The sequence below is a fragment of the Amycolatopsis sp. cg9 genome, assembly GCF_041346945.1.
Taxonomy (GTDB): domain Bacteria; phylum Actinomycetota; class Actinomycetes; order Mycobacteriales; family Pseudonocardiaceae; genus Amycolatopsis.
The window spans coordinates 10043298-10061538 of the sequence record NZ_CP166850.1 but is presented as its reverse complement, the minus strand read 5'-3'; the positions used below and the strand labels follow the sequence as shown (position 1 = coordinate 10061538).

12 protein-coding genes are annotated in these 18241 nt (G+C 73.6%); 9 read left to right on the top strand and 3 right to left on the bottom strand.

All coding sequences use genetic code 11. The features are described from left to right. Positions 1–3: 3 nt before the first annotated feature. A complete protein-coding gene (locus AB5J73_RS46335) occupies positions 4–897 on the bottom strand; it encodes an SDR family oxidoreductase (protein ID WP_370966287.1) in 894 nt (297 codons plus the stop codon). A gap of 88 nt (positions 898–985) precedes the next feature. Between AB5J73_RS46335 and AB5J73_RS46330 the strand changes: the two genes are divergently transcribed. After that, positions 986–1555: a TetR family transcriptional regulator gene (locus tag AB5J73_RS46330; RefSeq protein ID WP_370966285.1), complete on the top strand. Its 570-nt coding sequence runs from the start codon at positions 986–988 to the stop codon at positions 1553–1555. A gap of 21 nt (positions 1556–1576) precedes the next feature. On the opposite strand, the gene AB5J73_RS46325 is transcribed toward AB5J73_RS46330, so the two are convergent. Next, a complete protein-coding gene (locus AB5J73_RS46325) occupies positions 1577–3928 on the bottom strand; it encodes a penicillin acylase family protein (RefSeq protein ID WP_370966283.1) in 2352 nt (783 codons plus the stop codon). Positions 3929–4051: 123 nt separating this feature from the next. Here AB5J73_RS46325 and AB5J73_RS46320 point away from each other — a divergent pair, with 123 nt between their 5' ends. The 7 genes from AB5J73_RS46320 to AB5J73_RS46290 all read left to right on the top strand — a co-directional run bounded on the left by AB5J73_RS46320 (position 4052) and on the right by AB5J73_RS46290 (position 12935). Further along, the gene (locus tag AB5J73_RS46320) at positions 4052–5599 is read left to right on the top strand and encodes an alkaline phosphatase (protein ID WP_370966280.1); all 1548 of its coding nucleotides are present in this window, start codon (positions 4052–4054) and stop codon (positions 5597–5599) included. Between the two features lie 58 nt (positions 5600–5657). Further along, positions 5658–6068, top strand: a complete 411-nt coding sequence (gene ndk / locus AB5J73_RS46315; RefSeq protein ID WP_086858017.1) for a nucleoside-diphosphate kinase — start codon at positions 5658–5660, stop codon at positions 6066–6068. A gap of 52 nt (positions 6069–6120) precedes the next feature. After that, complete coding sequence (locus AB5J73_RS46310; protein WP_370966275.1) at positions 6121–6834, top strand: maleylpyruvate isomerase family mycothiol-dependent enzyme; 714 nt, start codon at positions 6121–6123, stop codon at positions 6832–6834. A gap of 105 nt (positions 6835–6939) precedes the next feature. After that, positions 6940–10239 carry a phosphodiester glycosidase family protein gene (locus AB5J73_RS46305; protein ID WP_370966272.1) on the top strand — a complete coding sequence of 1100 codons (3300 nt, stop codon included), beginning with the start codon at positions 6940–6942 and terminating at the stop codon, positions 10237–10239. A 41-nt stretch (positions 10240–10280) separates the two neighbouring features. Next, positions 10281–11225 carry an ABC transporter ATP-binding protein gene (locus tag AB5J73_RS46300; protein WP_370966270.1) on the top strand — a complete coding sequence of 315 codons (945 nt, stop codon included), beginning with the start codon at positions 10281–10283 and terminating at the stop codon, positions 11223–11225. Between the two features lie 73 nt (positions 11226–11298). After that, a complete protein-coding gene (locus AB5J73_RS46295) occupies positions 11299–12105 on the top strand; it encodes an ABC transporter permease (protein ID WP_370966267.1) in 807 nt (268 codons plus the stop codon). Then, positions 12105–12935, top strand: a complete 831-nt coding sequence (locus AB5J73_RS46290; RefSeq protein ID WP_370966265.1) for an ABC transporter permease — start codon at positions 12105–12107, stop codon at positions 12933–12935. The genes AB5J73_RS46295 and AB5J73_RS46290 overlap by 1 nt, the downstream gene beginning before the upstream one ends. A 116-nt stretch (positions 12936–13051) precedes the next feature. On the opposite strand, the gene AB5J73_RS46285 is transcribed toward AB5J73_RS46290, so the two are convergent. Further along, on the bottom strand, positions 13052–14479 hold the full coding sequence (locus tag AB5J73_RS46285; protein ID WP_370966263.1) for a S8 family serine peptidase: 1428 nt from the start codon (positions 14477–14479) through the stop codon (positions 13052–13054). A 541-nt stretch (positions 14480–15020) separates the two neighbouring features. Between AB5J73_RS46285 and AB5J73_RS46280 the strand changes: the two genes are divergently transcribed. Then, positions 15021–18206: a translation initiation factor IF-2 N-terminal domain-containing protein gene (locus AB5J73_RS46280; RefSeq protein WP_370966260.1), complete on the top strand. Its 3186-nt coding sequence runs from the start codon at positions 15021–15023 to the stop codon at positions 18204–18206. The last annotated feature ends 35 nt before the right edge of the window (positions 18207–18241 follow it).

Sequence of the window (18241 nt, the reverse complement as noted above, 5' to 3'; positions counted from 1 at the left end):
CGCCTACAGGTAGTCGCCGTTCGCGACGTCGTCGAGCAGCGACGCGTGGCGGGGCGACCAGCCGAGCAGCTCCCGCGTGAGCGCGCTCGAAACCGGCGCGTCGAAGCCGTAGGCCGTGGCGATGAACGGGCTCGGGAAGTGTGTCGAGGCCGCTTCGGGGGTCAGCGAGACGGCGGGCAGCCCCAGGCCGTCGGCGATCGTCCCGGCGATGCTCCGGAACGGGACGTTCTCGGCGGTGGCGTGCAGCACGCTACCGGCCGGGGCGCCCTCCAGAGCCAGCCGGAAGACGACCGCCGCGTCGAGCCGGTGCACCGCGGGCCAGCGGTTGGCGCCGTCGCCGACGTAGGCCGACTTCCCGGTCCGGCGCGCGGTGTCCACGAGCCAGGCGATGAATCCGCGGTCGCCGGGGCCGTGGACGGTCGGCGCGAGCCGGACGACGCTCGCGCGCACGTCCTGCTCGGCGAAGGCCAGGCAAGCCCGCTCGCCGGCGATCCGGAAGGCGGCGATCCCGGCGGTGTCGGGCTCGTCCCGCTCGGTGCTCTCCCGGCCGGCGGGCATGACGAGCGTGCCGGACGTGCTGACGAACGGCTTGCCCGAGTGGGCCAGTGCTTTGCCGAGCACCTCGATCGCCGTGCGGTCGCGCCGCATCATGTCGTCGGGGTCGGTGAAGTCGCCGCCGAAGGCCATGTGCAGCACGCCGTCGGCGGCTTCGGCGCCGGTGCGGAGGCTGTCGAGGTCGTCCAGCGAACCCCGGTGCGGGGTGGCGCCCAGCGACTCGAGCCGGGCGGCGGACGCATCCGAGCGCGCGAGGCCGGTGACCGTGTGGCCGGCCGCGATCAGCTCGGTGACGACGGCGGGTCCGGTGAGGCCGGAACCGCCGGTGACGAAGACGTGCATGGGGGCAACTCCCGGGTAGTGACAGTGACTGACGCTACGAACTGTACCGCGTAGCGTCAGTCGCTGTCGCTACCGGTAGGCTGTCACCGTGCCACGCAGCGGGGAAGAAGCGCGTCGCCGCCTTCAGCAGGCGGCGCTCGAGCTGTACCGGGAACGCGGTTTCGACCGGACCACCACGGCCGAGATCGCCGCCAGGGCCGGCGTCACCGAGCGCACGTTCTTCCGGCACTTCCCGGACAAGCGCGAAGTGCTCTTCGACGGCGAAGCCACGTTGCGCGCCGAACTCGTCGCGGCGGTCGCCGAGGCGCCCGACGGGCTGCCGCCGCTCGAAGTCCTGATCCGCGCCTTCCGGAAGTCCGGGCGGATCCTCGAGAGCAACCGGCCGTTCGCCGAACCGCGGCTCGCGGTCATCGCGGCGACCCCGGCGTTGCGGGAGCGCGACCTGGCCAAGGCCGCGGCGATGAGCGACGCCCTGGCGGCGGCGCTGCGCGCGCGGGGAGTCGCCGGCCGGCCGGCCGCGCTGGCCGCCGACGTCGGCTGGCTCACCTTCCACCACGCGGCCGGAGCGTGGATCGGGGAACCCGCGCGCGGTCTGGACGAGCACCTCGACGAGGCCTTCGCCGAGCTGCGCGCGCTGGCGGCGGAGACGGACGGCTGAGCGCCCGCCTCCGCCGGGAGCTCAGCGCAGCACGACGATCCGCAGCGCGGGGGAGCGCAGGATGTCCGCTTCGCAGAAGCGTCCCTTCACCCACTCGCCGCGGCTGTAGAGCTTCGTCTGGTCGCTGAAGTACGGCGACTCCGGGTTCGACGACTGCGAGTACGTGAGCAGCGTCGACGAGTCCGGGCACCCGTGCCCGCTGAACCCGACCACCTGGACGTAGCTCGACCCGTGCGCCACCTCGACGTTGCCGCGCGCCGGGTCCCACACCGGCGTCATCACGTTGAGCACGCCCAGGAAGCCCTGAGCGCCGTGGACGGGGATGCGCTCGCCGTTGCGGGTGACCGCCTGGCCGTCCCGCAGCTTCGCGTCCGGCGGGAGCCCGGCCGTGCGCAGCTCCACGAGCGCGTCCCCGAACGCCTCCTGGACGTCCGCGTTGCCGACGTTGAGCGTGTTCGGCGTGGTCAGCGGCGCCTTCGGGTCGAACGGCACCGCGAACCGGGCCACGTTCCCGAGCCGGGCGGCGAACCGCTGGAACAGCAGCGAACCGCGGGTGTCCAGGGTGTAGGTGTGGTCCCAGTTCGCCAGTGCGGCGCAGGCCGGCCCGACCGGCACCGGGCCGGACGACGACGGTGCCTGCCCGCCCGGGAAGGACGCGCACAGCTTCGCCAGGTCCGCCGCCGTCAGGTCGGCGAACAGGCTGTGGTCGGCGAAGAGCATCCGCTTCATCGACTCGGTCGTGAAGCCGCCCTTTTCGGCGGTCAGCAAGGCTTCCCGCGTGCGCGGTGAACGTTCGGTGCCGGAGTCGCCGACGATGTGCGGGTAACCCGTGATCGGCGCCTTGGCGTTCGCGAGCCAAGCGCTGTCGTTGGCGTTCAGCTCGTAGTCCCGGCGCTGCTGCTGCGGCAGCCGCGACGGCGCGAAGATGCCCGGTTCGAGCGCGCCCGGGTCCGAACCCCACTGGCACGACGACCTCGAACCGTCCAAAATGGCCAGTCCGACCTGCTCGAACGTCCCCTGCCCCAACGGGGTGTTGCACGCCTTCGCCTGTTCGTCGGTGACGTGCGGGACCACCTGGATGTCGGCGTAGAGCGCATTGCCGGCCCGGTCGGTGGCGATGGTGTTGACCCATGGGACGCCCTGCGTGCGGCTCAGCGCGCGGACGACGTCGGCCGTGCTGCGGGACTGGTCGAGCTCGAACCACGTGTTGAGCCCGCGCAGGTTCGTCGCGTTGGCGTCGCGCACCGCGTACGCCGATTTCGTCGTCCACGGCAGCGGAATGCCCTGGAAGTCGGCCAGCACCGGGCCGTAGCGCGTCGACCAGAACGTCTGCCGGACCGGCTTCACCGAGCCGTCGGCCTGGCGCACCTGGACCGTGACGTCGGCTGTCGTCATCTTCTCGGGCTTGCCGTCGACGAGGTAGGTCGTCGGATCGCCGGCCTGCAGCGGCACCTCGAAGAGGCCGAACGTGACCGGCGTGGACACCGTGTGCGTCCAGGCCGCGTCGGCGGTGTGCCCGATCTGGACGAACGGCATGCCGAGCAGGCTCGCGCCGGCGACGTCGAACCGGCCCGGGATGGTGAGCTGGCTCTGCCAGAACCGCCGCCCGGCCTGCCACGGGTAGTGCGGGTTGCCGAGCAGCACGCTGCCCCGGCCCGAAGCGGTCGAGTCCGCGCCGATCGCGATGCCGTTGCTGCCCAGCCCGCTGCCGCCGAGCGCCTTCCGGACCTGGTCGGAGAGCTGCCCGGCCGTGCCCGGCGCCGGTGTCGCACCCGACGGCGGCGCGGTGAACAGGCTTTCGGTGACCACACCCTGGCCGCCGGTGATCGCGATGGCGTGGAAGTGCCGGTAGAAGTCCTGCTCGGTGATGGGCCGGACCCAGTCCGCGCCGCGGCAGGCCGGGTCGGAGATCCCGGACCGGCCGGTGCGCGCCAGGTAGGCGTTGAAGCCCTTGACGTAACCCGAAACGATCTGCCGGACCTCGGGCCGCGGTCCCTGCGGCGCGGGCTGCGCGGCCAGCCGGTCGACGATCCCCGAATCGTTGATCCGCTGGAAGAACAGGTCGCTGTGCAGGTTGTTCGCCGCCTCGGACAACGACGGGTAGCCGTCGCCGCCCGGGCCGAGGTACTTCGACCGCTGCGCGCTCACCGTCAGGTAGATGTTCGCGAGCTCGCAGACGTTGTCGGTCGCCGCCGCGTAGCCGTACCCGTAGCCGAGGCCGCCGAAGTCCTTCGCGACGATGTGCGGGATGCCGTGCTCGGTGTAGCGGAGGACGGCCTTGCTTTCCTGGCCCGCTTCCGCGACGGCTGTCCCCAGTGTGGTGATGGTGAGTGCCGCTGTCAGAACCGCCAGGGTTTTCCGGAATGGACTCATCTGACCCCCTTGTCGTGATCGCCACGCTACCGACGGCGAGCGGCGCCGGGGATGGGGGAAACCCCCGATATCCGTTCACCCGCGCGCAAACCCGCGTTGGCCGGGACGGGATAGAAACCGCGCATGACCGAACCGACCCGCCACTCCCGCCGCACCCTGTTCAAGGCCGGCCTCACCGGCGCCGCCGCCACGCTCGTGCTGCCGTCGACGGCCTTCGCGGCGGTCCCGCTCGTCCGCCGCGACCGGCCCGTGCTGACCCACGGCGTCTCCTCCGGCGACGTCACCCCCGGCTCGGCGATCGTCTGGTCGCGGGCGGACCGCCCGTCGCGGCTCGTCGTCGAGATCGCGCGCGACCCGTCGTTCCGGCACGCCCGCCGGGTGCCCGGCCCCCTCGCCGGGCCCGCCACCGGGGGAACCGGGCAGGTCCGCGTCGCCGCCCTCCGGCCGGGCACGGAGTACCACTACCGCGTGACGGCGGAGTCGGTGGACGGGCGCGCCACGAGCGAGCCGCTGACCGGCCGGTTCGCCACGGCGCCGGTGGGCCGCCGCGACACCCGGATCGTCTGGTCCGGCGACGTCGTCGGCCAGAACTGGGGCATCAACCCCGACCTGGGCGGGATGACGATCTTCTCGGCGATGGCCGCGCGGAACCCGGACCTGTTCCTGCACAGCGGCGACACGGTGTACTCCGACGGCCCGCTGACCGAAACCGTGGCCCTGCCCGGCGGCCGGACCTGGCGCAACGTCGTCACGGCGGAGAAGTCGAAGGTCGCGGAAACGCTGGACGAGTTCCGCGGCCAGCACGCGTACAACCGCCTCGACGAGAACTTCCGCCGGTTCGCCGCGCAGGTCCCGTCGTACGTCCAGTGGGACGACCACGAGGTCTCGAACAACTGGTACCCGGGCGAAGTCCTCGACAACCCGGCCTACACCGAGAAGCGCACCGACGTCCTCGCGCCGCGGGCGTACCAGGCCTTCCACGAGTGGCACCCGATCGACTCCCGCCGGGCCGTCGACGGCCGCGTCTACCGCAGCTTCAGCTACGGCTCGCGCGTCGAGGTCTTCGTGCTGGACATGCGGACCTACCGCAACGCCAACACCGCGGACCAGACCAAGCCGGGCTACATCCTCGGCGACCGGCAGGCCCGCTGGCTGGCCGACGCGCTCGGCCGCAGCACGGCGACGTGGAAGATCGTCCAGGCGGACATGCCGCTCGGGCTGGTCGTCCCGGACGGCAAGGACATCGAAGCGGTGGCGAACAACCTGCCGGGCGCGCCGGGCGGGCGGGAGACCGAGCTGGCGTGGGTGCTGCGGGAGATCCAGCGCCGCCGCGTCCGCAACGTCGTCTGGCTGACCGCGGACGTCCACTACACCGCGGCGCACCACTATTCGCCCGACCGCGCGGCCTTCCAGGACTTCGACCCGTTCTGGGAGTTCGTGTCCGGGCCGCTGAACGCGGGCGCGTTCGGACCGAACGCACTGGACCCGACGTTCGGCCCGGAAGCGGTGTTCGTGCACGCCCCGCCGGCGGCGAACACGGCCCCGATCGACGGCTTCCAGCACTTCGGCGAGCTGAACGTCGACGGCTTCACCGGAGATCTGACCGTGGACCTGCGCGACGCCACGGGGGCTTCGCTGTGGTCGAAGAAGCTGCACCCGCAGGGCCGCTGAAAGGGTCGGCTACGCTCACGCGCACCGACACGCAACCGCAACAAGGAGAAACACCGTCGTGACTGAACGCACGCTGGTCCTGGTCAAGCCCGATGGCGTCGCGCGCGGCCTCGTCGGCGAGGTCATCTCGCGGATCGAGCGCAAGGGCCTCAAGCTCGCCGCCGTCGAACTGCGGACCGTGCCGCAGGCGCTGGCCGAGGAGCACTACGCCGAGCACAAGGAGCGTTCGTTCTTCGGCGAGCTGCTGGAGTTCATCACGTCGGGTCCGCTGGTCGCGCTCGCCGTCGAGGGCCCGCGCGCGATCGCCGCGTTCCGCCAGCTGGCCGGCGGCACCGACCCGGTCGAGAAGGCCACCCCGGGCACCATCCGCGGCGACTTCGCGCTGGAGACCCAGTACAACCTGGTGCACGGCTCGGACTCGCCGGAGTCGGCCGAGCGCGAGCTGAAGCTCTGGTTCCCCGACCTGTGATCGACACCGGGGCCACGCCCGCGCGTGGCCCCGGTTCGCACCCGGAGCGCCGATGACCACGATGCCGTTCCCCGCCCGCGACTACCTGCCCGTGCTGCGGGAGCTGACGGGCGCGTTCGCCGTCGCCCTGCGCACCGGCGACCCGGCCGCGAGGGTGCCCGACTGCGGCGACTGGACGCTGGCCGACCTCGGCACGCACCTGGGCAACGTCCACCGCTGGGCGGCCACCGTCGTCACCACCGGGGAGCCGGAGTCCCAGGACTTCGAAGCGGGTCCCGGCGCCGACCTGCCGTCCTGGTACGCCGAAAGCGCCGGGCTGCTCCTCGACGCCCTCGAGCGGGCCACCCCCGAAGACGGGTGCTGGCACTTCGGCGGCACCGGAAAGACCAAGGCGTTCTGGTTCCGGCGCCAGGTCCACGAAACCGCCGTCCACCTCGCCGACTCCGGCAGCGACCACGCGCTCGACCCGGCCGTGGCCGCGGACGGCGTCGACGAAGTCCTCGGCGCGATGCTGCCCCGCGTCACGCGCTGGCACGCCGTTCCCGAGCTGCCGGGCCCGGTTTCCCTGCGCGCCAGCGACACCGGGGACGTCTGGACCGTGCACCCCGGCGAGCCGCCCGCGCTCGGCCCGGCCGCCGACGGCGCCGCGTCCGTCGAAGCGCCCGCTCGCGATCTCCTGCTGCGGCTGTGGAAGCGCACCGGGCCCGCCCCGCGGGTCACCGGCGACGCCGCGGCCGCGCTGCTCGCCGCGCCCCTCACACCGTGATGGTGTTCTAGACCATTCAGGCGGCGTTCACCGGGAAGTCTTCCCCCCGCCGTGCCGCTGCGCTGTGCTGGTCCGGCTCACGCTCACTCGATACTGGGGTACCTGGTGAAGAAGTCACGCGTCGCGTTGCCGTTCGTCGCCCTGTTCGCGACGGTGTTCGTCGCTCCCGCCCACGCCGACCCGCTCCGCGCGCCGCTCGGTACGCCACCGGTCGAGGCCGCGCCCGCCGCGTCGTCGGACCACCAGGGCCCGGCCGCCTTCGCCGCCGCGGACCCCGACGACGGGCTCGTCACCGGCAGCGCGACCACCGAGGTCGCGCCCGGGCTGAACCTCACCCAGTTCGACCGGTTCGACCCGGCCGGCTGGATCCGCGGCGACACCCTCGCCGTCGACCTGGGCAGCAAGGTCCTGAAGCCCACGTACCTCAGCCCCGGCACGGTGTCCGCGCGCACGCCGCTCTCGCAGCAGGTCGCGCGCGCGGGTGCGGTCGCCGGCGTCAACGGCGACTTCTTCGACATCAACGCCACCGGCGCGCCGATCGGCGTCGGGATCGACGGCGGGCAGCTGCAGACCGCGCCCGCCGCCGGCCACAACCTCACCGCGTCGATCACCGACGACGGCAAGGCGCGGCTGGCGTCGATCTTCCTCGAAGCCACCGTGACGCTGCCGGGCGGCGCGGCGAGGGCCACGAACTTCAACAGCCCGGTCCTCGGCGCGGACGCGATCGGCGTCTACACGCCGTTGTGGGGCGCTTCCGGGCGGGCGACCTCGGTGGCCGGGGCGTCGCGCGTGCGCGAGGTCGAGCTCCGCGACGGCGTCGTCACCGCCGTGCGCGAACAACCCGCGAGCGGCCCGATCGCGGCGGGCACCACGCTGCTGCTGGCCCGCGAAGCCGGGGCGGACGCGCTCGCCGCGCTCAAGCCGGGCGACCCGGTCGGGGTCACGTACGCGCCCCGCTCGGACGCCGGGAAGGTCGCGGTCGCGGTGGGCGGCAACGAAGTCCTGCTCCGCGACGGCGTCGTGCAGCCGGTCGACAACGTCGCCATGCACCCGCGGACCGCGGTCGGCTTCTCCGCTGACGGCAAGCGGCTGTGGCTGGCCACTGTGGACGGTCGGCAGGCCGACAGCCGCGGCCTGACCGAGCTGGAACTGGCGCGGCACATGAAGAGCCTCGGCGCCGACGACGCGATCAACCTCGACGGCGGCGGCTCGTCGACGCTCCTGGCGCGCAACGAGGGCGAAGCCGCGCCGAGCGTCCGGAACTCGCCGTCCGACGGCGGGGAACGCCTGGTGCCCAACGGGATCGGCTTCGCGACCGTGCCGGGCAGCGGCAAGCTCACCGGCTTCGCGCCCGCCCCCGCCGTGGCGGCGGACGGCGCGGACCGCGTCCTGACCGGCCTGACGCGCCACCTCGTCGCCGACGGCCACGACGAGACCGGCGCCGCGGTGGCCGCCGAGCCGCGCTGGACGACGTCGGACCCCCGGCGGGCGACCGTCACGCGCGGAGTCGTCACCGGCCACGGCGCGGGCGGTGTCGACGTCGTCGCGCGCGCCGGGCGCGCGACCGGGAAGACGACGCTTTCCGTGCTGGGCGAGCCGGTCCGGCTGGGCACCAGCACCGAGCAGGTCGCGCTGTCGGCCGCCGGGGCCAAGAGCACGTTCAAGGTCTACGGCTACGACGCCGACGGCTACGGCACCTGGCTGGAACCCGACGACGTCAAGCTCGACTACGACCACTCCGTCGTCCGCGTCGAGCCCTCGGGCGACGGCTACGCGGTGACCGCGGTGACCGCGTCCGGGGCCACCTCGATCACCGCGTCCGCCGCCGGGTTCACCACGCACCTGGCCGCTTCGGTGGGCACCGTGCCCCAGGTCGCCGCGCCGCTGGACGGCCCGGCGGGCTGGACGGCGACGGTGTTCCCGGCGGTCGTCGGCGCGGCGCTGTCGGCGGCACCCGGGCGCGACGGCGGCGCCGGGCTCGCGCTGGACTACCGGCTGACCGGCACGAACGCCACGCGCGCGGCCTACGTGACACCGTCCGCGCCGCTCGCCGTCCCGGCGGGTACCCAGAAGATCGGGCTGTGGGTGAACGGCGACGGCAAGGGCGCGTGGCTGCGGGCCGAACTGCGCGACGCCGCGAACGTGGCGTCCGTCGTGGACCTTTCGCTGAGCGTGGACTGGACGGGCTGGCGGTACGTCACCGCCGCGGTCCCGGCCGGGCTGCCCGGCGGCCAGCGCCTCGCGCGCTTCTACGCCGTCGAAAACGTGCCGGACCAGCAGTACGAGGGCCGGCTGGTGTTCGACGACCTGACCTTCGAGGTGGCGCCGACGACTTCGGTGCCCGCCGACGCGGCCCCGCGCGATCCCGCGCTGGTCACCGACGGCGTGCTGACCGGCGGCCTGCGCGTCGCGGTGGTCAGCGACGCCCAGTTCACCGCGGACGACCCGGCGGGCCCGCTGGTCGCCCAGGCCCGGCGGGCGCTGCGCGAAGCCGTCGCCGCGAAGCCGGACCTGGTACTGATCAACGGCGACTTCGTCGACCGGGGGACACCGCCCGACCTCGCGCGGGCGCGCCAGGTGATCGCGGACGAGCTCGACGGCAAGGTGCTCTGGTACTACGTGCCGGGCAACCACGAGGCCGAGGCGGGCAACGGGCTCGCCAACTTCCAGGCCGTCTTCGGGGAGACCCACCGCGTCGTCGACGTGCACGGCATCCGGCTGGTGCTGATGGACTCCTCGCGCGGCTCGCTGCGGGCAGGCGGCTTCGACCAGGTCCGGATGCTGCGCTCGGCGCTCGATTCGGCGGCGGCGGACCGGTCCGTGCGCGGGGTCGTCGTCGCCATGCACCACCCGGTGCAGGACCCCAGCCCGACCGGGAACTCCCAGCTCGGCGACCGGAAGGAAGCCACGCTGCTGACCCAGTGGCTGACCGGGTTCGAGCGGGCGTCCGGCAAGCCGGCCGCTTCGGTGGCTTCGCACGCCGGCGTGTTCTCGCTGTCCCGGCTGGACGGCGTGCCGTACCTGGTCAACGGCAACTCGGGCAAGGCACCCGCGGCCGCTCCGGGCGACGGCGGGTTCGTCGGCTGGACGCTGCTGCGCGTCGACCCGGCCGACCGCGCCCAGCCGGTGCGCTTCGAGACGCGGCCGAACGTCGACTCGCTGACGCTGTCCGGGCCGGCTTCGCTGGCTCGCGGCGAACGCGCGGTCGTGCGCGCTTCGGTCCGGCAGGGCCCGCGGGACGTGCCGGTGTCCTACCCGGTGAGCGCGGACTGGTCGGTCGGCTGGGGCGTCGTTTCGTTCGATCCCGCCACGGGCGTGCTGACGGCGTTGCGGCCGGGTGTCGCGCGGCTGTCGGTGACGGTCAACGGGGTGACGCGCACCCTGGTCGTGACCGTGCGCGGCTAAACCGTTCGGTTTTTGTCGGTGCCCGCTCGTATGGTCGGGGTGTGGACGAATCGGAGGACCGGGAACCGGCACTGGTGCAGGCCAAGGCGCTCGTGAAGCGCTTCGGCGGGTTCGAGGCCGTGCGCGGGATCGACGTCGAGGTGCGGCGCGGGGAGGCGTTCGGCTTCCTCGGGCCCAACGGCGCCGGGAAGTCGTCGACCATGCGGATGATCGCGTGCGTGTCACCACGCACGGACGGCGATCTGCGCGTGCTCGGCGCCGACCCGGAGACCGCCGGCCCGCGGATCCGCGCGCGCCTGGGCGTGGTGCCGCAGCAGGACAACCTGGACGTCGAGCTGACGGTCCGGGAGAACCTGCTGATCTACGGCCGCTACTTCGGCCTGTCGCGGGCAGCGGCCCGGCGCAAGGCCGAGGAATTGCTGGAGTTCGCGCAGCTGACCGACCGGGCCGACGACAAGGTCGACCCGCTCTCCGGCGGCATGAAGCGGCGGCTGACGATCGCGCGGTCGCTGGTCAACGACCCGGAGCTGCTGCTGCTCGACGAGCCGACGACGGGCCTCGACCCGCAGGCCCGGCACCTGTTGTGGGACCGGCTGTTCCGCCTCAAGGCCCAGGGCACGACGCTGATCGTCACGACGCACTACATGGACGAGGCCGAGCAGCTCTGCGACAGGCTGGTGGTGATGGACCACGGCCGCATCGCGGCGGAGGGCTCGCCGGCGGACCTGATCAAGCGCTACTCGACGCGCGAAGTCGTCGAGCTGCGGTTCGCGTCGGGGGAGCAGGCCGCGGCGGCCCAGCAGGTCGAAGGGCTGGCGGAGCGCGTGGAGATCCTGCCGGACCGGGTCCTGCTCTACAGCGACGACGGCGAGGTCGCGCTGGAACACGCGCACGCCCGCGGGGTGCGCCCGCTCTCGAGCCTGGTGCGCCGGAGTTCGCTGGAGGACGTCTTCCTGCGGCTGACCGGCCGGACGCTGGTGGACTGATGGGAACCCCTTCGCCGACTCACCCGGCCGCGAGCCGCGCCGGCGGGCGCCCCGGAACCACCCGGCGGCGCCCGTGACCACCATCGAATCCACCGGCCGCGTCGTCGGCAAGTGGCACGGCGCGTGGCTGCGCGTCGAGGGACACTGGACCTGGTACCGCAGGCACTGGCTGTCCACTTTGTACTCCACCGGGCTGCAACCGGTGCTGTTCCTGGCCGCGATGGGCCTCGGGTTCGGCTCGCAGGTGCGCCCGGGCGCGGTCACCGGCGGCCTGACCTACCTCCAGTACATCGCGCCGGCCCTGCTCGCCGCCGGTGCGGCGCAGCAGGCCGTCGGCGAATCGAGCTATCCCGTGCTGTCGGGGTTCAAGTGGCAGAAGGACTACCTGGCCGTCACGGCCACCCCGGTGTCGCCGGGCCAGGTGTTCGGCGGGCACCTGATCTGGTCGGCGCTGCGGCTGACGCTGGCGGGCGCGATCTACGCGTTCGTCGCGCTGTTCTTCGGCGCCTGGACCGGGCCGGGGGTGCTGCTGGTGATCCTGGCGGGCACCGTCACCGGCCTCGCCTGCACCACGCCGATGGCCGCGCTGGCGGCGCGGACGTTCGACGAGGGCCAGCGGTTCGGGCTGATCTTCCGCTTCGTCGTGATGCCGATGACGTTGTTCTCCGGCACCTTCTTCCCGATCACCCAGCTGCCGGCCGCGATCCGCTGGCTGGCCTGGCTTTCCCCGCTGTGGCACGGCACGCAGCTGGCCCGCGGCGTGAGCGTCGGCGGGGTCGGCGGCTGGGCGATGCTCGGCCACTTCGCGGTGCTGGCGGCGTTGTTCGCGGCCGGGTGGGCGTTCGCGCACCGGGCCTTCTACCGGAGGCTGGTGGTCTGATGGTGAGCGTCCAGGCCCCACCGCGGCGCGCGGGACTGCTGCTGCGGGTGCTGCCACCCGGGCTGTACGCCGGCCGCGCGCGCATGCTCGTCGAGCGCTCGGTCATGGTGTACCGCGGCAACTGGCTGATCTTCCTGTCCGGCGCCGCCGAGCCGTTCCTGTACCTGCTGGCGTTCCAGCTCGGCTTCGGCCGGCTGGTCACCGAGGTGCCCGGCCCGGACGGGCACCCGATGAGCTACGTCGCGTTCGTGGCCCCGGCCCTGCTGGCGACCTCGGCGATGAACGGCGCGGTCTTCGAATCGACGTACAACCTGTTCTTCAAGCTGCGCTACGCGAAGCTGTACGACGCGATGCTCGCCACCCCGATCGGCCCCCTCGACGTGGCCCTCGGCGAAATCGGCTGGGCGATCACCCGCGGCGGCCTGTACGCGGTGGCGTTCCTGGCCATCGCGGCGGCGATGGGCCTGCTGGCGTCGTGGTGGGCCCTCCTGATGGTCCCGGCGGCGCTCCTGGTCGGCCTGGCCTTCTCGGCGATCGGCATGGCACTGGTGACGTTCCTGCGCTCGACCTCCCAGTTCGACTACATCCAGCTGGGCCTGACCCCGATGTTCCTGTTCGCGACGACGTTCTTCCCGCTGTCGGTGTACCCGGAGCCGCTGCAGTGGGTGGTCCGCTGCCTCCCGCTCTACCACGCGATCGAGCTGATGCGCGGCTTGGCGACGGGCCTGCTGTCGGGGTCGATGCTGGTCAACCTGGCGTACCTGCTGATCCTGGGAGGAGTGGGCCTCTGGGCGTCGACCCGCCGCATCGCCAAGCTGCTCCTGACGTGAGGATCAGCGAGCGCTCGCGTCCCTGCCGCTCCACCGCCCGCACGTCGTGAAAGGGTCGTTCACCTCGCCGGACGCCATGAACGACCCTTTCACGACATCTCCGCGCCACACGCGGATCAGCGAGCCGGGTCCGGCCGTCCCGCCGGCGCCACGGCCGCCAGCGCGTCCGCCATCCCGTGCCCGTAGAACCCGTTGTAGCCCTCGTACCCGGCGCAGTACGCGTCCTGCGTCCCGTCCCCGGTCAGGTCGTAGTCGGCCGGGCAGGCCATCGGTGTCGCCTGCGTCTCGAGCGTCCGGCGCAGCTGCCGCGGGCGGGCGCCGGGGTCGCGGGAGGCCAGCAGCGCCAGCACCCCGGTGACGTGCGGCGCGGCCATCGACGTCCCGCACAGCGGCGCGTACCCGCCCGGCACGGTCGAAAGGACGCACTCGCCCGTCTCGCCGCCCGGCGCGGTGACATCGATCACGCCCAGCCCGTACGAGCTGTAGCCCGCCTTCACCCGGTCCGAACCCACGGCCGACACCGCGACGACGTCCCGCAGCCCGGCCGGCAGGGCCTCGCAGCCGTCGCCCGCCCCGGGCGAGCCGGAGCGGGCCGACGGTGTCAGGTCCACGGCTTCGTTGGTCGCCGCCGCGACGTTCAGCGTGCCCGCCGACGTGCTGTATTCGACCGCGCGCGCCAGGGCCTCGTGGACCACGCCGCGGTCGTTGCCGCGGATGCACGAGAGCGTCCACGGGTTCACGAAGAAGCTGCTGTTCGTCAGCCGCATGTGCCGTGACGCCGCCCACATCAGGCCGCACACCGCGGCTTCGGGGTCGGCGTAGCCGCGGTCGTCGATCACCTTCACCGACGCCACCCGCACCCCGGGTGCCACACCGGTCACACCCCGCCCGTCGTCGGCCGCGGCGATGATGCCCGCCACGTGCGTCCCGTGCACCGACGTCGTCGGCGCCCAAGCCGCGGGCGCGCGGTCGGGGGCACCGCTCAGGCAGCCGGCGGAGTCGTCCGCGTCGAGCGCGCCGGCGAGGTCCGGGTGGTCCGGGTCGACGCCCGAGTCGAGCACGCCGACGACGACGTCGCGGCTGCCGCCGGTGAAGCCGCGCGCCCGGCCCGCGTTGATCATCCGCATGTCCCACTGCTGCGCGCTCAAGTCGGTGGCCGGCACCTTCGCGGGGTCGGTACGGGGCAGCGCCGCCCGCGCCGGCTGGGGCTTCACCGGGTCCGTGGCGCGCTGCGCGGCCAGCCGCTCGGCCTGGGCGCTGAACGCCCGGTCGAGCCCGATCCGCTCGCCGAAGCCCGGGTCGCCGGAGGTCGCGATCGCCACGGCGATCTGCGGGTAGTAGACGGTGGTGGCGCCGCACGCGCCGGTGATCCGCCCGCGGGCCGAAGACTCGGTGGTACCGCGGTCGAAGGTGACGACGTAGCGGAGGGACCGTCCGTGGGCACAGGCGGGCTCGTCCGCCACCGCCGGACCGGCGGTGACGCATCCCGAAAGCACCAAGACGGTGCACACGGCCGCCCGCAGCGGCCGCGCCAGCAGGGACACCGGACCTCCCACCGGATGCAGGTACCGCGGGTGCCGGCGCGCGCGATCGATCCGGCCACCCCGAGCCGCACGGTAGCCACCCCGTGCCCGGCGGACAAGCGCTGCGGCCAAGTTCGCCCGGCCGGTGGCCCCCGCGGCGCGCCCGGACGCCTGCGGGAGGTACCGAGTACACCGGAGTGGTCACCCGGTGTGGGATACTCGGGGTGGCCGCTGGGCCGCGGGGCGCACGTGAGAGGTGCTGCCTGCGGTGTTGTGGCCCGGTGATGTGCATGTACAGCACGACGCGCGTCGCCGCTCGCGAACCGGGCGGCTGGACGACGTGGCGGGCGGCCCGGGGGCCGCGAGAGCCTGGCCACGCACGCCGCCGAGCAGACCTTTGACCGGGTTGCGCCCCACCGGAAGCGGTGGTGCGGCGCCCGGTCGTCGGGCAAGGATTCCCGCCGCTGGTGACCACCACGGCGGAACGAACAGAAAGGGGCCCCTGCGCGGCCGCGTCCCTGCCGGTGCAACCGGCAGACGCGCCCGGGGGCGGAGGAGACACATGTCGAACGCGGAAACACCCGCCGAGCACACCGGCGGGAATCCCGCCACACCCACGACCGGCCCGCTGGCCGACCTGCCCGCCCGGATCCGGGTGCACGCGCTGGCCAAGCTGCTCGAGTCGCACAGCCGGGACATCCTCGTCAAGCTCACCGAGCTGGGCGAAAGCGTGCGCAGCGCACAGTCGAGCGTGACCAGGGAAGTGGCGCTCAAGGTCGCCGAGGCCTTCACCCCGGCCGAGGGCGGACAGCCCACCGCGCCGGAAGGAGCCCCGGCCGGCACCGGCCAGGACCGGAGCGACACCCCGGCCGGCGCCACCCAGGACGAGGCCGCCGCCGGTCGTGGCCAGGCCGACGCCGACCAGGGCGGCCGCTCCGGTCGCGGCCAGGCCGACGCCGATCAGGACCAGGGCCGGCTCGCCGGTCGCGGCCAGGCCGACGCTGCCCAGGACCAGGGCGCTGCCCAGGGCCAGGGCCGGGGCAACGCCGGTCCGACCCGGGACGCCGCCGACCAGGGGCAGCCCGCGGGCGGCGGCCGGGACGCCGCCGACCAGGGCCAGTCCGCGGGCCGTGGCCGGGGCAACGCCGACCAGGGCCGCGGCCGCACCCGCGGCGGCGCCGGTCAGGACGCCGCCCAGGAGCAGGCCACCCGCCAGTCCGCCCCCGCGGTCCCGCCGGTGCCCGAGGTGCCGGCCGCCGAGGCCGAGAAGCCGCGCCCGCGCCAGAAGACCCGCGCCCACCTGCCGGTGTTCGCCGCGCCGTCGCCGGTCTTCCTGCCGCCGGAGCCGTCCGAGCGCGCGGTCAAGCCGGCCCGCAAGCCGGCCGACCCGTTCGCGGAGCCGGAGCCCCGCCCGGAGCCCGAGCCCGCCGCGGACGAAGCCGAAGACACCACCCCCGCCGACAACGGCGCCGACGGTGACGACGAGGACGGCGGCAGCCGCCGTCGCCGCCGCCGTGGCCGTCGCGGCCGTGGCCGTGGCAAGGGCGCCGAGGGCGGCGACGAAGGCACCGAAAACGACGACGACCAGGCCGAAGAGCAGCCGCGCCGCCGGTCCCGCGCCGGTGACGAAAAGCCCGAAGCGGACACCGAAGAGGCCGAGGAAGCCGCCGGCCCCGCTTCGGAGTCCGACAGCGACGACGAGGGCGAAGGCGGCAGCAAGCGCCGTCGTCGCCGCCGTCGCCGCAAGGGCTCGGACGGCGACGACGCCGAGACGACCGACGACCCGCCCAACACCGTCACGCACGTCCGCCAGGCCAAGGCCGAGCAGGCCGAGCGCGAACGCCCGGCGCGCGACGAGGTGCGCAGCGTCCGCGGGTCGACCCGCCTGGAGGCCAAGCGCCAGCGCCGGCGCGACGGCCGCGAGGCCGGCCGCCGCCGCGCCCCGATCCTGTCCGAGGCCGAGTTCCTCGCCCGCCGCGAGTCGGTCGAGCGCACGATGGTCGTCGCCGAGAAGGGCGACTCGACGCAGATCGGCGTGCTCGAAGACGGTGTGCTGGTCGAGCACTTCGTGACGCAGTCGGGCTCCGGCTCGATCGTCGGCAACGTCTACCTCGGCCGCGTCCAGAACGTGCTGCCGAGCATGGAAGCCGCGTTCATCGACATCGGCCGCGGCCGCAACGCCGTGCTCTACGCCGGCGAGGTCGACTGGGACGCCGCCGGCCTGGAGGGCAAGGCCCGCAAGATCGAGCAGGCGCTGTCCACCGGCGACTCCGTGCTGGTCCAGGTCACCAAGGACCCGGTCGGGCACAAGGGCGCCCGGCTGACCACGCAGATCTCGCTGCCCGGCCGCTTCCTCGTCTACGTACCCGCGGGCGGCGCCACCGGCATCTCCCGCAAGCTGCCGGAGAACGAGCGCCGCCGGCTCAAGGACATCCTCAAGCGGATCGTCCCGGAGGACGCGGGCGTCATCATCCGCACCGCCTCCGAGGGCATCGGCGAGGAGGAGCTGGGCCGCGACGTCGACCGCCTGAAGGCGCAGTGGGACGTCATCAAGGAGAAGGCCGCCGCCGGTTCCGGCAAGAAGGGCGGCGCGCCGACCATGCTCTACGAAGAGCCGGACCTGCTGGTCAAGGTCGTGCGTGACCTCTTCACCGAGGACTTCACCAAGCTGGAGATCCAGGGCAACCGGTCGTGGGAGACGATCAACGACTACGTCCGGCACGTCGCCCCGGAGCTGACCGAGCGGCTCAAGCGCTACACCGGCACCGGTGACGCGTTCGCCGACCACCGGATCGACGAGCAGATCACCAAGGCCCTCGACCGCAAGGTCTGGCTGCCGAGCGGCGGTTACCTGGTCATCGACCGCACCGAGGCGATGACGGTCATCGACGTCAACACCGGCAAGTTCACCGGATCGGGTGGCAACCTCGAGGAGACGGTGACCCGCAACAACCTGGAGTCGGCGGAGGAGATCGTCCGCCAGCTCCGGCTGCGGGACATCGGCGGCATCATCGTCATCGACTTCATCGACATGGTGCTCGAGTCGAACCGCGAGCTGGTGCTGCGCCGCCTCACCGAGTGCCTCGGCCGCGACCGCACGCGCCACCAGGTCGCCGAGGTCACCTCGCTCGGCCTGGTCCAGATGACCCGCAAGAAGATCGGCACCGGCCTGCTGGAGGCGTTCTCGACGCCGTGCGAGCACTGCAAGGGCCGGGGCGTGCTCGTCTCGACCGAGGTGCAGCGCACCGGCGGCGGTTCCGGGCACTCCCACGGGGGGAACGGCAACGGCGGTGGCAACGGCGGCGGTGGCGGCGGGGAGAAGACCTCCCGCCGGTCGCGTGGCCGCGGCAAGGGCGAGGAGGCCGCCAAGGAGCCGGCCGAACCCGCCAAGGCCGAGGTGCACGCCGTGCCGACGCCGGAGCAGCGCGAGTCGATCGCGTCGGCGGTGGCGGCGATGGCGAACGCCTCGAAGGCCGCCAAGGAGCACGACCACGGCGCCGTGAACGGCAACGGGCACGTCCCGGAGCCCGCCAAGGAGGTCGCGGACGTCCCGGCCACCACGGAGGCGGACGAGACGCCGGTGGCGGCCGAAGAGCCGGTCAACGAGTCTTCGGAGGCCGCTCAGCCGGTCGCCGAACCCGAGGTCAGCGTGCCCGAACCGGCCGTGCGCTCCACCCGGCGCCGTCCGCGCCGGGCGGCGTCGCGGCCGGCGGGTCCGCCGGTGCACGCCTCGGACCAGAGTCAGTGATTGCTTAGGGGGACCCCGGTGGTAACGCACCGGGG

Bases quoted from the DNA above. Each gene is read 5' to 3' on its own strand.
- AB5J73_RS46290 (WP_370966265.1), top strand. From the start codon at position 12,105: ATGGTGAGCGTCCAGGCCCCACCGCGGCGCGCGGGACTGCTGCTGCGG.
- AB5J73_RS46325 (WP_370966283.1), bottom strand. From the start codon at position 3,928: ATGAGTCCATTCCGGAAAACCCTGGCGGTTCTGACAGCGGCACTCACC.
- AB5J73_RS46280 (WP_370966260.1), top strand. From the start codon at position 15,021: ATGTCGAACGCGGAAACACCCGCCGAGCACACCGGCGGGAATCCCGCC.
- AB5J73_RS46335 (WP_370966287.1), bottom strand. From the start codon at position 897: ATGCACGTCTTCGTCACCGGCGGTTCCGGCCTCACCGGACCCGCCGTC.
- AB5J73_RS46310 (WP_370966275.1), top strand. From the start codon at position 6,121: ATGACCACGATGCCGTTCCCCGCCCGCGACTACCTGCCCGTGCTGCGG.
- AB5J73_RS46320 (WP_370966280.1), top strand. From the start codon at position 4,052: ATGACCGAACCGACCCGCCACTCCCGCCGCACCCTGTTCAAGGCCGGC.